The organism is Flavobacterium bomense (genome assembly GCF_003970355.1).
Window position 1 is genome coordinate 27,821 of the sequence record NZ_RYDJ01000004.1, and the last position, 15,403, is coordinate 43,223.

At 36.7% G+C, this 15,403-nt stretch carries 13 protein-coding genes and 1 pseudogene; 4 read left to right on the forward strand and 10 right to left on the reverse strand.

Features of this window, described 5'->3' with window-relative positions; all coding sequences use genetic code 11:
• The first annotated feature begins 5 nt into the window (after nt 1-5).
• Complete coding sequence (locus EKL98_RS05205) at nt 6-608, forward strand: NUDIX hydrolase (RefSeq protein ID WP_126460572.1); 603 nt, start codon at nt 6-8, stop codon at nt 606-608.
• 155 nt (nt 609-763) lie between these two features.
• Here EKL98_RS05205 and EKL98_RS05210 read toward each other — a convergent pair whose 3' ends face one another.
• Nucleotides 764-2,494: a M14 family metallopeptidase gene (locus tag EKL98_RS05210; protein ID WP_126561716.1), complete on the reverse strand. Its 1,731-nt coding sequence runs from the start codon at nt 2,492-2,494 to the stop codon at nt 764-766.
• 150 nt (nt 2,495-2,644) lie between these two features.
• Between EKL98_RS05210 and EKL98_RS05215 the strand changes: the two genes are divergently transcribed.
• Complete coding sequence (locus EKL98_RS05215; RefSeq protein WP_126460577.1) at nt 2,645-3,991, forward strand: DEAD/DEAH box helicase; 1,347 nt, start codon at nt 2,645-2,647, stop codon at nt 3,989-3,991.
• A gap of 219 nt (nt 3,992-4,210) precedes the next feature.
• Here EKL98_RS05215 and EKL98_RS05220 read toward each other — a convergent pair whose 3' ends face one another.
• The 3 genes from EKL98_RS05220 to EKL98_RS05230 form a co-directional block, all read right to left on the reverse strand.
• On the reverse strand, nt 4,211-4,789 hold the full coding sequence (locus EKL98_RS05220; protein ID WP_126460579.1) for a PhnA domain-containing protein: 579 nt from the start codon (nt 4,787-4,789) through the stop codon (nt 4,211-4,213).
• Nucleotides 4,790-4,935: 146 nt separating this feature from the next.
• Nucleotides 4,936-5,391, reverse strand: coding sequence for a pantetheine-phosphate adenylyltransferase (coaD, locus tag EKL98_RS05225; RefSeq protein WP_126554451.1), 456 nt, complete (start codon nt 5,389-5,391; stop codon nt 4,936-4,938).
• A gap of 107 nt (nt 5,392-5,498) precedes the next feature.
• Nucleotides 5,499-6,467 (reverse strand): D-alanine--D-alanine ligase, encoded by a 969-nt coding sequence (locus tag EKL98_RS05230; protein ID WP_126561717.1) that lies wholly within the window; start codon nt 6,465-6,467, stop codon nt 5,499-5,501.
• A gap of 119 nt (nt 6,468-6,586) precedes the next feature.
• Here EKL98_RS05230 and EKL98_RS05235 point away from each other — a divergent pair, with 119 nt between their 5' ends.
• Both EKL98_RS05235 and EKL98_RS05240 read left to right on the forward strand, forming a co-directional pair.
• Nucleotides 6,587-7,207, forward strand: coding sequence for a PASTA domain-containing protein (locus EKL98_RS05235; RefSeq protein ID WP_126561718.1), 621 nt, complete (start codon nt 6,587-6,589; stop codon nt 7,205-7,207).
• Nucleotides 7,197-8,237 (forward strand): RluA family pseudouridine synthase, encoded by a 1,041-nt coding sequence (locus EKL98_RS05240; RefSeq protein ID WP_126561719.1) that lies wholly within the window; start codon nt 7,197-7,199, stop codon nt 8,235-8,237. The genes EKL98_RS05235 and EKL98_RS05240 overlap by 11 nt, the downstream gene beginning before the upstream one ends.
• 79 nt (nt 8,238-8,316) lie before the next feature.
• Here the strand turns inward: EKL98_RS05240 and EKL98_RS17990 are convergent.
• The 6 genes and pseudogenes from EKL98_RS17990 to truA form a co-directional block, all read right to left on the reverse strand.
• A pseudogene (locus EKL98_RS17990) lies at nt 8,317-8,484 on the reverse strand (helix-turn-helix domain-containing protein); the annotation flags it as partial.
• Between the two features lie 445 nt (nt 8,485-8,929).
• Nucleotides 8,930-9,844 (reverse strand): cysteine synthase A, encoded by a 915-nt coding sequence (gene cysK / locus EKL98_RS05250; protein ID WP_126561720.1) that lies wholly within the window; start codon nt 9,842-9,844, stop codon nt 8,930-8,932.
• Nucleotides 9,845-9,849: 5 nt separating this feature from the next.
• Nucleotides 9,850-10,686 carry a serine O-acetyltransferase gene (locus EKL98_RS05255; RefSeq protein ID WP_126556238.1) on the reverse strand — a complete coding sequence of 279 codons (837 nt, stop codon included), beginning with the start codon at nt 10,684-10,686 and terminating at the stop codon, nt 9,850-9,852.
• 221 nt (nt 10,687-10,907) lie between these two features.
• Nucleotides 10,908-12,296, reverse strand: a complete 1,389-nt coding sequence (gene lpdA, locus EKL98_RS05260) for a dihydrolipoyl dehydrogenase (protein ID WP_126556235.1) — start codon at nt 12,294-12,296, stop codon at nt 10,908-10,910.
• Nucleotides 12,297-12,479: 183 nt separating this feature from the next.
• On the reverse strand, nt 12,480-14,234 hold the full coding sequence (locus tag EKL98_RS05265) for an ABC transporter ATP-binding protein (RefSeq protein ID WP_126556232.1): 1,755 nt from the start codon (nt 14,232-14,234) through the stop codon (nt 12,480-12,482).
• A gap of 85 nt (nt 14,235-14,319) precedes the next feature.
• Nucleotides 14,320-15,090 carry a tRNA pseudouridine(38-40) synthase TruA gene (truA, locus tag EKL98_RS05270; RefSeq protein ID WP_126561721.1) on the reverse strand — a complete coding sequence of 257 codons (771 nt, stop codon included), beginning with the start codon at nt 15,088-15,090 and terminating at the stop codon, nt 14,320-14,322.
• Between the last annotated feature and the right edge of the window lie 313 nt (nt 15,091-15,403).

The window sequence follows — 15,403 nt, forward strand, 5'->3', positions numbered from 1 at the left end:
TACAAATGTATAAAGTTTTTGTTAACGACAAACCACTTTTTTTAACAAATCATATCTCCAAGGAGACCGATTTTCAATTATTTTTGCTAGAAAGCATTGATATAGAGCAACTTATAGTAAAAATCTTTCAAAATAAAATTAATAAAGCCTATTTATACCATCCGGATGAAAGCTTGATTATGAAGACTTTGAAAGCAAAAATCCCGGTTACTAAAGCAGGAGGTGGCTTGGTGTACAATAAAAAAGGAGAAGTCTTATTCATTTTTAGAAACGGAAAATGGGATTTACCCAAAGGAGGAATCGAAAAAGGAGAGGAAATTGGGGATACTGCTATGCGAGAAGTAGAGGAGGAAACCGGAGTAAATGGCTTGACAATTTCCCATAAACTTCAAAAAACGTATCATGTTTTTAGACGTAACGGCAAGTACAAACTAAAAATTACACATTGGTTCGAAATGCAATCTGATTTTGAAGGAACACCTCATGGACAATTAGAAGAAGGAATTGATAAAGTAGCATGGATGAATCCGGAGCAAATTAAGGAAGCTTTGAAAAATTCCTATGAAAATATAAAATTATTATTTGAAGAAGAAAAGCACTTGAGATAGCACTTCATTTTGTCAAAAGATAAGCTGATTGAACAGTTTTGAACTGATTTTTAAATTGGCATAGTAAGTTAAACACTAATTTCACGAATTTCCACGAATTAATCTGTGGGAATTCGTGAAATTTGTGTGTAATAAACATTTTAACGAGCGTTTTTTTATTTTAAAACACGATACACAGGATAGCGTAAATGTGCCTTTTCATAATAAACGGAATGTTTGTAGATCCAGTCCAGTTGCGCTTCCGGATTATTGATAAAGGTAACGTCACTTTGTTTTTTTAAATCAAATTCGGCTTTTAATTTTGGATTATCTTTCAAAATTTGTGTTGCAGAATCTTCAAAAACATAATCGGAATACCCTTCTTTTTGTTGTAGCATCGTGTCGAAAAAATTCCAATTGAAAAAAGAATCGACGGCCTCTGGTTCCAATGTTTCCAATAGGTATTTGATTCCCTTTTGTTGTGTAGGAATAACGTAATCCCCTTTGGCGAAAGCCACTTTCTCCATTTTAGCGGTTACCGAAGTGTTTCGGTGTAAATAATGACCTTCGTATGCGGAACTTGCCGTTTTGAAATCCGCAATCCTGTAGCTTTCAACTTCAATTATTGTGTCCTTTTTTAATTGGCGATAGGAGATCGTATTGCTCTTTAATAATTCAATTACAGGCCAAAATCCTCTCGGAATTATATACGCTTCTGGTATTATTATCTCTTTTACCGATTTAAATTCCTTATTGTACGGAATATCTTTTTTGTACGGTTTTGTTTGGTCATAAAACAAACGGTTTCCGGAGGTGACGTCGCTTTTTTTGTAACTGGCTTCATAGCCTAAAAACGAAAAAGGAATCGTTTTTGTACTGTCAATTTCCCATTTTATCGTGTACGATTGTTGTGGTTTATACTGCTCTTCATTTTTTAATCGCAGTTGTTTGATTTTTTTGTAATTAGCATCTGTAAAATCAATTGCGGAACGCATGTATTCGTAAGTTACTTTCACCCGATCCACATAATTTTTTAGCATGTGCGTTTCTACCACAAACCCAATGGTGTTGAACAATGAAGTATAACCGGTTGCAAATCGTGGACTCTCAAAAAACTGACCAAAACCTTTGTCTGGTGTGTCCTGAAAAGCATTGACATAAGGCGTAGTTTCGATATTCTTTTTTTGTAAATCTTCGACCAAAGGAGGCATCATTTCAGTATTTAAAAAATTCCCTAAAATAGTTCCTAGTTTATTATGTTGGGTCATAATATACGTCAGTTTGTATTGGTAATCCGCGCCATTGCTGACGTGATTGTCAATAAAAACATCTGCATTTACTTTATGGAATATTTCTACAAAGCTTTTTGTGTTACGGGTGTCTGATTTGATAAAATCTCGATTCAAATCGTAGTTTCTGGCATTGCCACGAAAGCCATAGATTTCAGGTCCGTCCTGATTGGCTCTTGAAGTGGAGTTTCTGTTTAAAGCGCCGCCAATATTGTACACCGGAATACAAACGATAATGGTGTTTTTTGGCACTTTTATTTTGCCTAAAGCTAAATCTCTAAACAGTTGCATAGAAGCGTCAATTCCGTCAGGTTCCCCTGCGTGAATTCCGTTATTAAGCAGAATTACCGCTTTGTTTTTTTGGATGGTTCCAAAGTCAAATTGCTGTTCCGGATTAAAAATAACCATGTGCAAAGGCTCACCGCTGTCTGTCTGTCCCATTTTTCGCATTTCGATAGTAGGGAAATCATCCGCCAGAAGTTTGAAGTACGCAATTGTTTCTTGGTAAGATGCCGATTGATTTCCATTACCTTTTTCGAAAAAAGTATCGTATTTATTGTTTTTTTGTGCAAAAGCACTGATGGAGAATAGTAAAAAAAGGAATGTGAAAAGTCTCATTTTTCGGTTTTTTAAATGGAATATCAAATGTAGCTTTTTTTAGACAGCTGTAGATATGAATGTAAGAAAAGGAAATACCCGATTGAAAAAGAATGAAAATACAAAATTCATAACTGAGAATTAAAAATTACCTTTGTCCAAATAAAAAAAATGAATAAGAAACACCATTCCAATAATATACTTTCGAATTTAGGCATCGAAAGCCTGAACAAAATGCAGGAAGTAGCACAAGATGCAATCTTGAATGACAATAATATTTTATTACTTTCGCCAACAGGTTCCGGAAAAACTTTGGCTTTTTTGTTGCCGATTTTAGAAATGTTACAACCCGAAATTCAATCGGTTCAATGTTTAATTTTGGTTCCTTCACGCGAATTAGGATTGCAGATTGAGCAGGTTTGGAAAAAAATGGGAACCGATTATAAAGTAAATGTGTGCTATGGCGGACACTCCATCGATACCGAAATTAAAAACTTAAGTAATCCTCCAGCAGTTTTAATAGGAACTCCGGGAAGAATCGCGGATCATATCGACAGAGGCACTTTCCGAGTAGATAAAATTCAAACCTTGATTTTGGATGAGTTTGATAAATCGTTGCAATTGGGTTTCCATGAACAAATGTCTTTTATAATTGGAAAATTAACGAAACTCAACAAACGCGTTTTGGTTTCGGCCACTTCCGATATTGAAATTCCACGATATACAAGAGTCGTAAACCCGACTATTTTGGACTTTATTCCAGAAAACGTGGCCGAAACGAATCTTTCGATGAAAATGGTCGTTTCGAAAGAAAAAGATAAAATAGGAAGTTTATTCAACTTGATTTGTTCGTTGAAATCACAATCGGCAATTGTTTTTTGTAATCATCGTGATGCTGCAGAGCGCATCAGCGATACGTTGAACGAAAAAGGAATTTATGCCACGTATTATCATGGCGGAATGGATCAGGACGAAAGAGAACGCGCCTTAATCCAGTTTAGAAACGGAAGTGTAAGTTATCTAATCACAACTGACTTGGCTGCTCGTGGACTCGATATCCCTGAAATGAATCATGTTATTCATTATCATTTGCCATCTAAAGAAGACGAATTTACCCATAGAAACGGACGTACAGCACGTATGCTAGCTTCTGGTACGGCGTATATTATTGCTCATGAAAGTGAGAAAAAAATGGATTACATCGATTACGGAATGGAAGCTTTGAAAGTGGAGAATTCCACTTCATTGCCAAAACCACCTGAATTTCAAACGATTTACATCAGTGGTGGAAAGAAAAATAAATTGAATAAAATTGATATCGTAGGTTTCTTTTCCCAAAAAGGGAAATTAGAAAAAGACGATTTAGGATTAATTGAAGTGAAAGATTTTATCTCATTTGCAGCGGTGAAATTCAATAAAGTGAAAGATTTACTTCACGCCATCAAAGACGAAAAAATGAAAGGCAAGAAATTCAAAATCGAAGTCGCTCGAAAAGTGATTAAGAAAGAAGAGGAGTAGTTTTTTAGTGTTCAGTTTTGAAAAGTGTTCAGTGTTCAGTCCTGAAGCTTCTGGGTTAGTTATCCGTAAAATAATTGACAATAAAAAAATCGTTAAAGGTAAATTAAATTTACTGTTAACGATTTTTTGCTTTAATGAAGTCTCTGATTACACTTATTTCTGACCACTGAATTTTTTTATCAACTCAGGTACTGATCATTAAAAACTGTCAACTGACCATTATATTTTCTTAACGTATTGTGTAATAATGACAATAGTCTGGCCGTCTACTTTACCCTCAATATATTCGGCATTTTCATGATCCAGTCTGATGTTACGCACTGCAGTTCCTTGTTTAGCTACCATGCTTGAACCTTTTACTTTCAAATCTTTGATTAAAACTACTGAATCTCCAATTTCAAGAATCACGCCGTTGCTGTCACGGTGAATGACTTTGTTCTCCTCTTCTTCGCCTTCACCTGTTGCTTGTGCCCAAGCCAAAGTATCTTCGTCTAAATACATTTGGTCTAATAATTCTTGAGGCCATCCAGAACCACGCAAACGGCTTAACATTCTCCACGCGACAACTTGTACGGCAGTATGTTCACTCCACATGCTATCATTTAGACATCTCCAATGATTTAAATCTACGGTATCCGGATTTTCAATTTGGTCAATACAGGTGCTACAAGCCATGATGTTTTCCTCAATCCCTCCTTTTTTGGTAGGCAATACCTGGTACACTTTCAGGTTCTCAGTTGCGCCACAAAGTTCACATTTTGACCCGCTGCGTTTGCTTAATTCTCTTTCTATACTCATGTTTAACGGCTTTTATTTTTGGCAAAATTACGGATTATTGCCTCGTTTTACAAGTTATATTAGGACTGTTTATTTGTCAAGTCGAGCGCAGTCGAGACCTATCCATTAGTATCGACTGCGCTCGACTTGACAAAATCGCTTTAAAATTATTTTACTCGGACTGCATCGGGAACCAGCATTTCATATTGCCCGTTGTTGCGAATTACATCTCGTACAATACTGGAGCTGATGTACGACGTTTTTGCAGCGGTCAATAAAAACACAGTTTCAATTTTTGATAACCGACGATTCGTGTGCGCAATTGCTTTTTCAAATTCGAAATCAGCAGGATTGCGCAAACCGCGAAGGATAAAATTAGCGTTTATTTTGTGGCACAGATCAATCGTCAAACCTTCATAGGTAATCACGGAAACTTTTGGTTCGTTTTTGAAGGTTTCCTCAATGAATTGTTTTCTTTCTTCGAGGGAAAACATATATTTTTTTTCGGCATTGATACCAATGGCAATAACGATTTCATCAAATAAGGAAATGCTTCTTTTGATGATGTCTTCATGTCCTAAAGTGATGGGGTCAAATGAACCTGGAAATATTGCTTTTCTCATTTATTTTTTCTGTTTTGTCATTCTGACAGCGGAGGAATGACATTATTTGAATGTATTCCTTTGTTTAAATGACACGTTTGTTTAGTATTTAAGAATTAAGTGATTTATTACAAAGCCAGTTCTATCGCATTTGTAAACAAATCTTCCAATGAAATTCCGGCGGCTTTGGCTTGTTGCGGAATCAAACTTTCCGTTGTTAATCCCGGAATGGTGTTCATTTCCAACATGTGTGGCTCTCCGTTTACCAATATAAATTCGCTTCGGGAAAAACCTTTCATTTTCAGGACTTCATATGCACGTTTAGCAATTTCACTCACTTTTTGAGTCATTTCATCCGAGATTCTCGCTGGAGTGATTTCCTGTGATTTACCCAAATATTTGGCTTCATAATCGAAGAAATCATTGTCTGAAACAATTTCAGTTATTGGTAATACGGTTACTTTTCCTTTATAATTGATTACTCCTACAGAAACTTCGGTGCCATCCAAGAAGCTTTCTATGATAATTTCGTTGTCTTCTTTGTAAGCAACTTCTATTGCAATGGGCAATTCGGCAGCAGTTTTTACTTTGGAAATACCAAAACTAGAACCGGCTTTGTTGGGTTTTACAAAACAGGGCAAACCTACTTTAGCTACAATTTCGTCCGTATTGATACGGTCACCTTTGTTTAAGTAATAGGAAGTGGCTGTTTTTATGCCGTATGGTTTTAAAACTGATAATAAATCGCGTTTGTTGAACGTTAATGCTGCTTGGTAATAATCGCAGGAAGTTTGCGGAATATGCAATAATTCAAAATAGGCCTGCATTAATCCGTCTTCGCCTGGTGTTCCATGGATGGCGTTGAACACACAGTCAAAAGTGATTTTATTACCATCAACAGTTACTGAAAAATCATTTTTATCGATAGTGAATTCGGCATCATCAGCATCAACATAAACCCATTTTTCTTTGAAAATATGGATTCGGAATCCGTTGTATTTTGTTTTGTCTAGAAATTGATATACGACGTTTCCGCTGATAAGAGAGATTTTATACTCGCTGGAATATCCGCCCATGATGATGGCAATGTTTTTCATTATATACGTTTAATCGGTTAAACGTTTAATCGATTGACCGACTAAACGAATTCTAAACAAAATTATCATTTTTTTTGAAACGAAATAGCTTTATCTTTGCCAGATATAAAAATAAATTTATGAGTTTACGTAAGTATCTTACCAGCCGTGTTTTCTTTGCTCAAATACTAATTGCACTTGCCATTATTGTCGCTTTGGGTTATTTATTTATGCATTGGTTGACTTTTACAACAGATCATGGACATGAAATTACCGTGCCGGATTTGCGTAAGTTGACAGAAGAACAAGTCGAGGAAAAACTGAATGAGCTGGATTTAGATTATGTACTTTTAGACAGCGTAGATTATAGAAGTGATTTTCCGCAATTTAGTGTAGTTAAGCAAGATCCAACGCCCGGTACGAAAGTAAAAGTAGGACGAAAAATATATATTAAAATAAATACTTCGGGATTTTCATCGGTTCGTATTCCGGATTTAGTCAATAAAACGTATCGCGAAGCAGTACCTACATTGAAAGCTTTAGGACTTGAAGAAGGAGAAATTACCTACGTTCCCAATCTTGGAAAAGACATGGTGCTGGAAATGCGTTTCAAAGGCAGAAACCTGAAAGCAGGGGACAGAGTCCTAAAATCCTCCAAAATCGACTTGGTTTTAGGAGACGGAAAAATGAGTTATGAAGAGACCAGTGCTGCAGATACACTGGCAACACCAATAGAAGAAATACCAGTTGATGAACAATAATAGTGATACAATAGATTTAGAAGACGAGTTATTTGAACATTTTAGATTTGAAGTTCCTAAAGGACAAACGTCTTTGCGGATTGATAAATATTTGATGAGTTTGATTCAAAATGCAACTCGCAATAAAATACAAATTGCGGCGACCGATGGCAATATTTTTGTAAACGATGCCACCGTAAAGTCAAATTACAAGGTAAAAGCCCATGATGTAGTTCGCGTTATGCTTTCGCATCCTCCTTATGAAAACCATATTATTCCGGAGAATATTCCGCTTGATATTGTGTATGAAGACGATACTTTGTTATTGATCAACAAATTGCCAGGAATGGTAGTGCATCCTGGTCATGGGAATTACACAGGAACTTTAGTACATGCTTTGGCATATCATTTTGATAATTTGCCAATGAACAGCAGCGAACGTCCCGGATTAGTGCATCGAATTGACAAAGACACTTCTGGTTTATTAGTGATTGCTAAAACCGAAGCGGCTATGACACATCTTGCCAAGCAATTTGAAGCTAAAACTTCCGAAAGAGAGTATGTGGCTTTGGTTTGGGGAAATGTAGTCGAAGAAAAAGGAACGATTGAAGGAAACTTGGCACGTCACCTTAAAGACCGCATGCAGATGGCGGTTTTTGCTGATCCGGAAATAGGGAAGCCAGCCGTGACGCATTACAAAGTGTTGGAGCGTTTTGGTTATGTTACTTTAATTTCATGCCAACTGGAAACCGGGAGAACGCACCAAATTCGGGCACACTTGAAGCACATAGGACATCCTTTATTTAATGATGAGCGGTATGGCGGTCATTTGATTTTAAAAGGTACTACGTTTACAAAATACAAACAGTTTATTGACAACTGTTTCAAAGCATTGCCAAGACAGGCTTTGCACGCTAAAACATTGGGTTTTGTTCATCCTACAACCGGTGAGATGCTGCGTTTTGATACGGAACTTCCGCAGGATTTACAGGACTGCATCGAGAAATGGAGAGGCTATTCAAAGTCGCATAGTACGGAGGAAGAGGAATAAAACAGGAAAAGCCCCAGAGATTGGGGCTTTTTTTGTTTCTAGTCTGAAAGTCTGGACTTAGAGTAATTGTATAAGTTAATTACAAATTCTTTTTTTTAATTGTCATATTAAAATTGATATTCGCTTTTAAGGCGCTAAACACTTTAAATATTGTTTCAATCGTTGGGCTATTGGTATTGCTTTCAAGTATAGAAATCTTTGCTTTTGAGACACTAATAAGTTTCCCCAATTGTTCTTGAATTAAGTTTTGTTTTTGTCTGGTATTTTAATCATCCGTCCTAAATATCCGTACGAAGTTGATATTTATGTTTTTCTCTTTCTTCCGTTTAATGTTTTCTGATATATTTATCTTTTATTTTTTGGTTGTCAGGGCATTACCTTTTTTGGTCTATCTTCAAAATATTTTGCTGGCTCTTGCTATTTCGTTTCTGGGAACTTTTTCTGTTTTTTACAAATTCGTGGTTTGCAAAAACTTACGTATTTTTATTGTCTGCTTTATCCCAAAAGCCAACTAAGTAAGTCGGAAGTTTAAACGTCATAAAGTCAAAAGGAGCATTATGCTAAACATTATTTTAAGATCAATCTGTTTGGACAATAGTTTTGCAACAAAGACACGCCCATAAAAATGAAAAGCCTAAAAAAAAACCGACTTGTTTTCACAAATCGGTTTGTATTTTAATGAAGATTTTTGTTTATACAAATAAGCCTTCGATGCTTAAATAATGTTCGCCAGTGTCGTAACAAAAGGTTAATATTTTAGCATTTTCTGGGATTTCTGGTAGTTTTTTTGCTACCGCTGCCAGAGATGCTCCAGAGGATATTCCTATGAACATGCCTTCTTCTTTTGCGGCTCTTTGGGTATAGGCAAATGCATCGTCTTTGCTTACTTGGATGGTTCCGTCCAGTAAATCAGTACGCAAGTTGGTAGGTATGAATCCTGCTCCAATTCCCTGAATAGGGTGGGGAGCCGGTGCGCCACCGCTGATAACGGGAGAAGCTTCGGGTTCAACTGCATATACTTTAAGGTTTGGGAAATGTTTTTTCAATATTTCGGCACAACCCGTGATGTGCCCTCCGGTTCCTACGCCGGTGATCAAATAATCCAGACCGTCAGGGAATGCTTTTATAATTTCCTGTGCCGTGGCTGTTTTATGAATTTCGATGTTGGCGGGATTTTCAAACTGAAGTGGTGACCAAGCATTAGGTATTTCGGTAACTAATTCCTGTGCTTTTTCCAGCGCGCCTTTCATCCCTTTTTCACGGGGCGTCAAGACAAATTCGGCTCCATAAAGGCTCATGAGTCTGCGTCTTTCTATGGACATTGATTCAGGCATTACCAGTATTAATTTATAGCCTTTTACGGCCGCAACCATCGCGAGTCCAATTCCTGTATTTCCGGAAGTGGCTTCAATGATAGTACCTCCGGCTTTTAATAATCCTTTGGTTTCGGCATCTTCAATCATGGCAAGAGCGATCCTGTCCTTGATACTGGCACCGGGATTGGCACGTTCTAATTTGATCCATACATTGTGATTGGCACCAAATAAACGATTGATTCTTACATGTGGGGTGTTGCCTATTGTTTCGAGTATGTTATTGTATTTCATAATATTTATATAGAGAAAAAATTAATATCTTTTATTTCCTGCTGATTCAGAACCGTATTTTTATTGGATTGCATAACAAAGGAATACGGATTCATACTCTTGGTGATAAACGTGTTTCCGCCTACAATACTGTGGTTTCCTATGATGGTGCTGCCGCCCAAAATAGTGGCATTTGCATAAATAATTACATGATCTTCTACGGTAGGATGGCGTTTTTTTTCCTGCATATTTTTCTCTACTTGCAATGCTCCCAAAGTGACTCCTTGATAAATGCTTACGTGTTTCCCTATGATTGTAGTCTCGCCAATGACAATTCCGGTACCGTGATCAATCATGAATGGAACATCAATTGTGGCACTGGGGTGAATGTCGATTCCGGTTTTGCTATGAGCATATTCGGTTAGAATTCGCGGCAGCAGACACGAGGTACGAGAAGCAATAGCGTTAGCAATACGGTAAACTTCTATAGCAAAAAAACCGGGATAGGAATTGATAATTTCCTGAATGCAATCAGCAGCGGGATCCGTATCCAGAATAGCTTGTGCATCTTTTTGCATCGAATCATAAAGTTTTGGAAGCGCGCGATAAAAAGATTCGGCATCATCTAGAATTTCATTGGCCGTTTTGTCTTTTACAATTTCCGATAGGATAGCAATAAAACAGGCTTTGTTTTGGTCCAAAAGCAATTCAATTTGGATCGTTTCTAAAGCTTTCTCCGGAAATAATATTTTGAACAAATCATCAATCCAATTGATGATTTTAGAGGAATCTATGGCTCTTACCCAACTTTTATTTTGGTTTTCATGCAGTGTATTCGAAAAACGGTTGGTTTCAGTATTCATTTATAATGGAATAAAATCAGAATTAAACGAGTAAAAATCCTCGAAATACAAATATAAAGCAGAATTGAATAGATTCATAACCCTGCTTTGTAAATAAATGTTAATATGTTAAATTCCCACAAAATAAGCGTTTGGTGTTGGAAATGATTTCATAAAAAAATCCGATTTGTATGAACAAATCGGATTAATAAATCTGAAATCAAAAATTGTTAATTTACAATCTATAAATGTATTACCTCACCATACGCATCAGCAACCGCTTCCATAACCGCTTCACTCATGGTTGGGTGTGGGTGAATTGATTTTAAAATTTCGTGTCCTGTAGTTTCCAGTTTACGCGCTACAACTGCCTCAGCAATCATATCGGTAACTCCGGCTCCAATCATGTGACATCCTAACCATTCTCCGTATTTAGCATCAAAAATTACTTTTACAAAACCATCTGGTGTACCGGAAGCTTTTGCTTTTCCGGAAGCTGAAAATGGGAATTTACCAATTTTTAATTCGTATCCTTTTTCTTTAGCTTGTTTTTCAGTCAAACCTACAGAAGCAATTTCAGGAGTGGCATAGGTACAGCCCGGTACGTTTCCGTAATCGATAGGTTCCACGTGTAATCCTGCAATTTTCTCCACACAATTGATTCCTTCGGCAGAAGCTACATGTGCTAGTGCTTGTCCTGGCGTAACATCACCAATAGCGTAATAACCCGGAATGTTAGTTTGGTTGTAAGCATTTACCAAAATTTTATCTTTGTCAGTAGCGATTCCTACTTCTTCTAATCCTATGTTTTCAATGTTTGTTTTGATTCCAACAGCCGAAAGTAAAATCTCAGCTTCTAACACTTCTTCTCCTTTTGCTGTTTTTACATACGCTTTAACACCTGCTCCAGTGGTATCAATTTTCTCAACAGAGGAACTGGTCATAATTTTGACACCTGCTTTTTTCATAGAACGCTCCATTTGTTTCGAAATGTCTTCGTCTTCAACAGGAACTACATTAGGCATAAATTCTACAATAGTTACCTCGGTTCCCATAGAGTTGTAGAAATGTGCAAACTCTACTCCAATCGCTCCAGAACCAACGATAATCATTGATTTTGGTTGTGTTGGTAATGTCATTGCTTGACGATATCCTATTACTTTTATACCATCTTGAGGCAAGTTTGGCAATTCACGAGAACGTGCTCCAGTAGCGATAATGATATGATCTGCACTGTATTCAGTAATTTTATTGTCTTTGTCCGTAACATCAATTTTTTTTCCTGGTTTTAGTTTTCCAAAGCCATCAATCACATCGATTTTATTTTTTTTCATCAAGAATTGAACCCCTTTGCTCATTCCGTCAGCTACGCTGCGACTGCGTTGTACAACAGCAGGGAAGTCTTTATCAAATGATGAAATAGTCAATCCGTAATCAGAAGCGTGTTTTAGATAATCAAAAACCTGAGCTGATTTCAGCAACGCTTTCGTCGGGATACAGCCCCAATTCAAGCACACACCACCTAAATTTTCTTTTTCGATTACGGCTACTTTAAAGCCTAATTGTGATGCTCTAATAGCTGTAACATAACCACCTGGACCACTTCCTAAAACTATAATATCGTATTTCATTTTTATGTGTTTTTCTTATTTAATTGATTGGGCGAATTTAAGGATTTATTCTGTTTTGAGAAAGTTTCAAACTAATAAAGTAGCAAACTAACTAATTTTCAAGAAAACATCTTTGTTTTAAACAAATTGCAGAAGTGTAAATCGATCTTTGTTTTTGTAACTGCTATTCCTTTGCAGCAAAAACTAATTTGCTACCGAAAACTGAGAATCATACAAATTCTTGTAATACCCACTTTCGCGGTTGATTAATTCCTGATGCGTTCCTTGTTCTACAATCAGTCCTTTGTCCATTACCACAATTTTATCAGCATTGACAATCGTGGCCAAACGGTGCGCAATCACAATCGAAGTTCTGCCTTTAGTAATGGTTTCTGTAGCACGCTGAATCAATTCTTCAGAGTAGGTGTCAATCGATGAAGTAGCTTCATCTAGAATCAAAATACTTGGATTACTCACATACGCTCTCAAGAAAGCAATTAATTGACGCTGACCGGAAGAAAGCATAACGCCGCGTTCCTTCACGTCAAAATCATAATTATCCGGTAAGCTCATAATGAATTCATGGACGCCAATATTTTTGGCTGCAGCCAAAACCTGTTCCCGATTAATTTCAGGATTATTCAAGGTGATGTTGTTGAAAATAGTATCGGCAAAAAGGAAAACATCCTGCAATACTACTGCAATTTGTTTACGTAAGGAACCTAAAGTGTAATTCTCAATATTGTGATTATCGATGTAAATAGAGCCACTGTTGATTTCGTAAAAACGATTCAGTAAGTTAATGATCGTAGATTTTCCGGCACCTGTAGACCCTACGATGGCAATCGTTTGACCGGCACTTACCTCCAGATCGATTCCTTTTATTACTTCTTCATCCGGAATATATCCAAAACGGACATTCTTGAATTCGATATCTCCTTTAAAAATTGGAGCTTCAATAATTCCGGTATCCTGAATTTGATCTTCGGTGTCTAAAATGTCAAAAACACGGTTTGCCGCAATCATTCCCAGTTGCATCTCGTTGAACTTATCAGCAATTTGGCGCAACGGGTTAAACAACATTCCAATGAACATTGTATAGGAAAATAAATCCCCAAAAGTGGTAAAATTATCTCCGTTCAAGATCTTGATGCCGCCATATAGTACAATAAAACCAAGGGTTAAGGACGAAATGATATCTGCAATAGGAAAAAATATGGAGTTATACAGAATGGTTTTTATCCACGCTTTTTTGTGCTTGTCATTGATATTTTTGAATTTGTTGTATTCGATTTTTTCACGATTAAAGAGTTGTACAATCTTCATTCCTGTCACACGTTCCTGAACAAATGAGTTCATATTAGCGATTTGATTTCGTACTTCTTCAAAAGCGACTTGCATTTTACGCTGAAAAATTCGGGTAAAATAAACCAAAATGGGCATTGCAATAATTACGATCCAAGTCAGTTTCCAGTTCATGTAAAACATGAAAATCAGTACTACAAACATTTTCATCAAGTCACTGATAATCATAAACAAACCCTGACTGAAAATACGAGCAATGGATTCTATATCCGAAACCGAGCGTGTCACGAGCTGACCTACGGGAACGTGATCAAAATATTTCATTCGGAAACTCAAAATGTGTTGAAACAGTTTTGTCCGAATGTCTTTTACAATATCCTGACCGAGCCAGTTTGCCCAATACACAAAGTAAAACTGCGAGAATACCTCCAGCAATAGTACAATACCCATCAGGATCACATACAATAATAATCCCTGTTGGTCTTGGGTCGAAATGTAACCATCTACAGTTTGTTTCAATAAATACGGGCGCAATGCCGCAAATACTGATAGCGAAACGGCAAAAATAATCACTCCGTTAAAACGCCATTGATAGGGTTTGGTAAATTTTAATATTCGTTTGAATAATCTAGTATCAAATGCTTTTGCTTTCATGTTTTTTGGAGCTGTTTCCTGCTATTCGTTGCAATCTTTTATGTTTTTAAAGAAAAACATAAAAGGATTTTCACTACTATCAGGGCTATTGCGTAATGTAATCGTAATCTATTTTGGTTAAATACAAACCATGTGCCGGAACCGAAAAACCAGCTTTATCTCGGTTTTTACTTTCTATGATGGCAGTAAAATCAGCCAGTGTATTCTTGTGTAATCCTATATTTACTAATGTTCCCACAATGGAACGAACCATATTACGTAAAAAACGGTTGGCAGAAATGGTAAAAATCAAATTGCCGTTTTCTTGTTTGTCTGCGCCCTGTTCAGCTGTGCCTCGAGTCCAATATGCTTCAAAAATAGTGCAGTCAAAGGTATTTACATCTGTGTTGACTTTTGAAAAACATTGAAAATCAGTGTGATTGAATAATAGTTGCGCCGCTTCATTCATCAAATCAATATCTAATTTTTGATGGAAATACCAACTTTGTTCTTGCAAAAAAACATCTTTGAATGTATTGATGTGATATTCATAGGTCCTTTTAGTGGCATCAAAACGAGTGTGCGCTTCATCGTGAACCGGTATAATGTCATAAATAACAATGTCTTTGGGCAAGTAGGAGTTGAGTTTGTGCAGTAAACTTGGAATATCAATTGGTGTTTCAAAATCAAAATGGGCATACATTTCTTTGGCGTGAACCCCGGAATCCGTTCTACCGGCGCCCATAAGATTGATGGTTGTGTTCAATAGCACCGAAAACGCTTTGTTCATCGTTTCCTGAACAGAGGCAGCATTGGGTTGGTATTGCCAGCCGTGATAATGGGTTCCGCTGTATGCTAATTTGATAAAATATCTCAAGTGAATTTTTTTGAAGCCACAAAGATACTTATTAATTTTTTTGCCACGAAGTTGCCAAGGTGCAAAGTTTGTTAAGTTTCGATTTGATTTTTTATTTGGAATTCGAATGTTTATTTTTACCACAAAATCGTAGCCCAGATTACTTCACTAAACTTTTATTTTCATAGGAGTTCAGTGAATGTAAACATTTGCAGTGGGAATCCTTTATTGTTTTTTCTTTAAAAACAATAAAGATTGAAACGGATAGCTGGACACGAGCGAAGCGAACTGGCGAAGCAAATTGCTTCAGATTACTTCGTACCTAGTAATGACA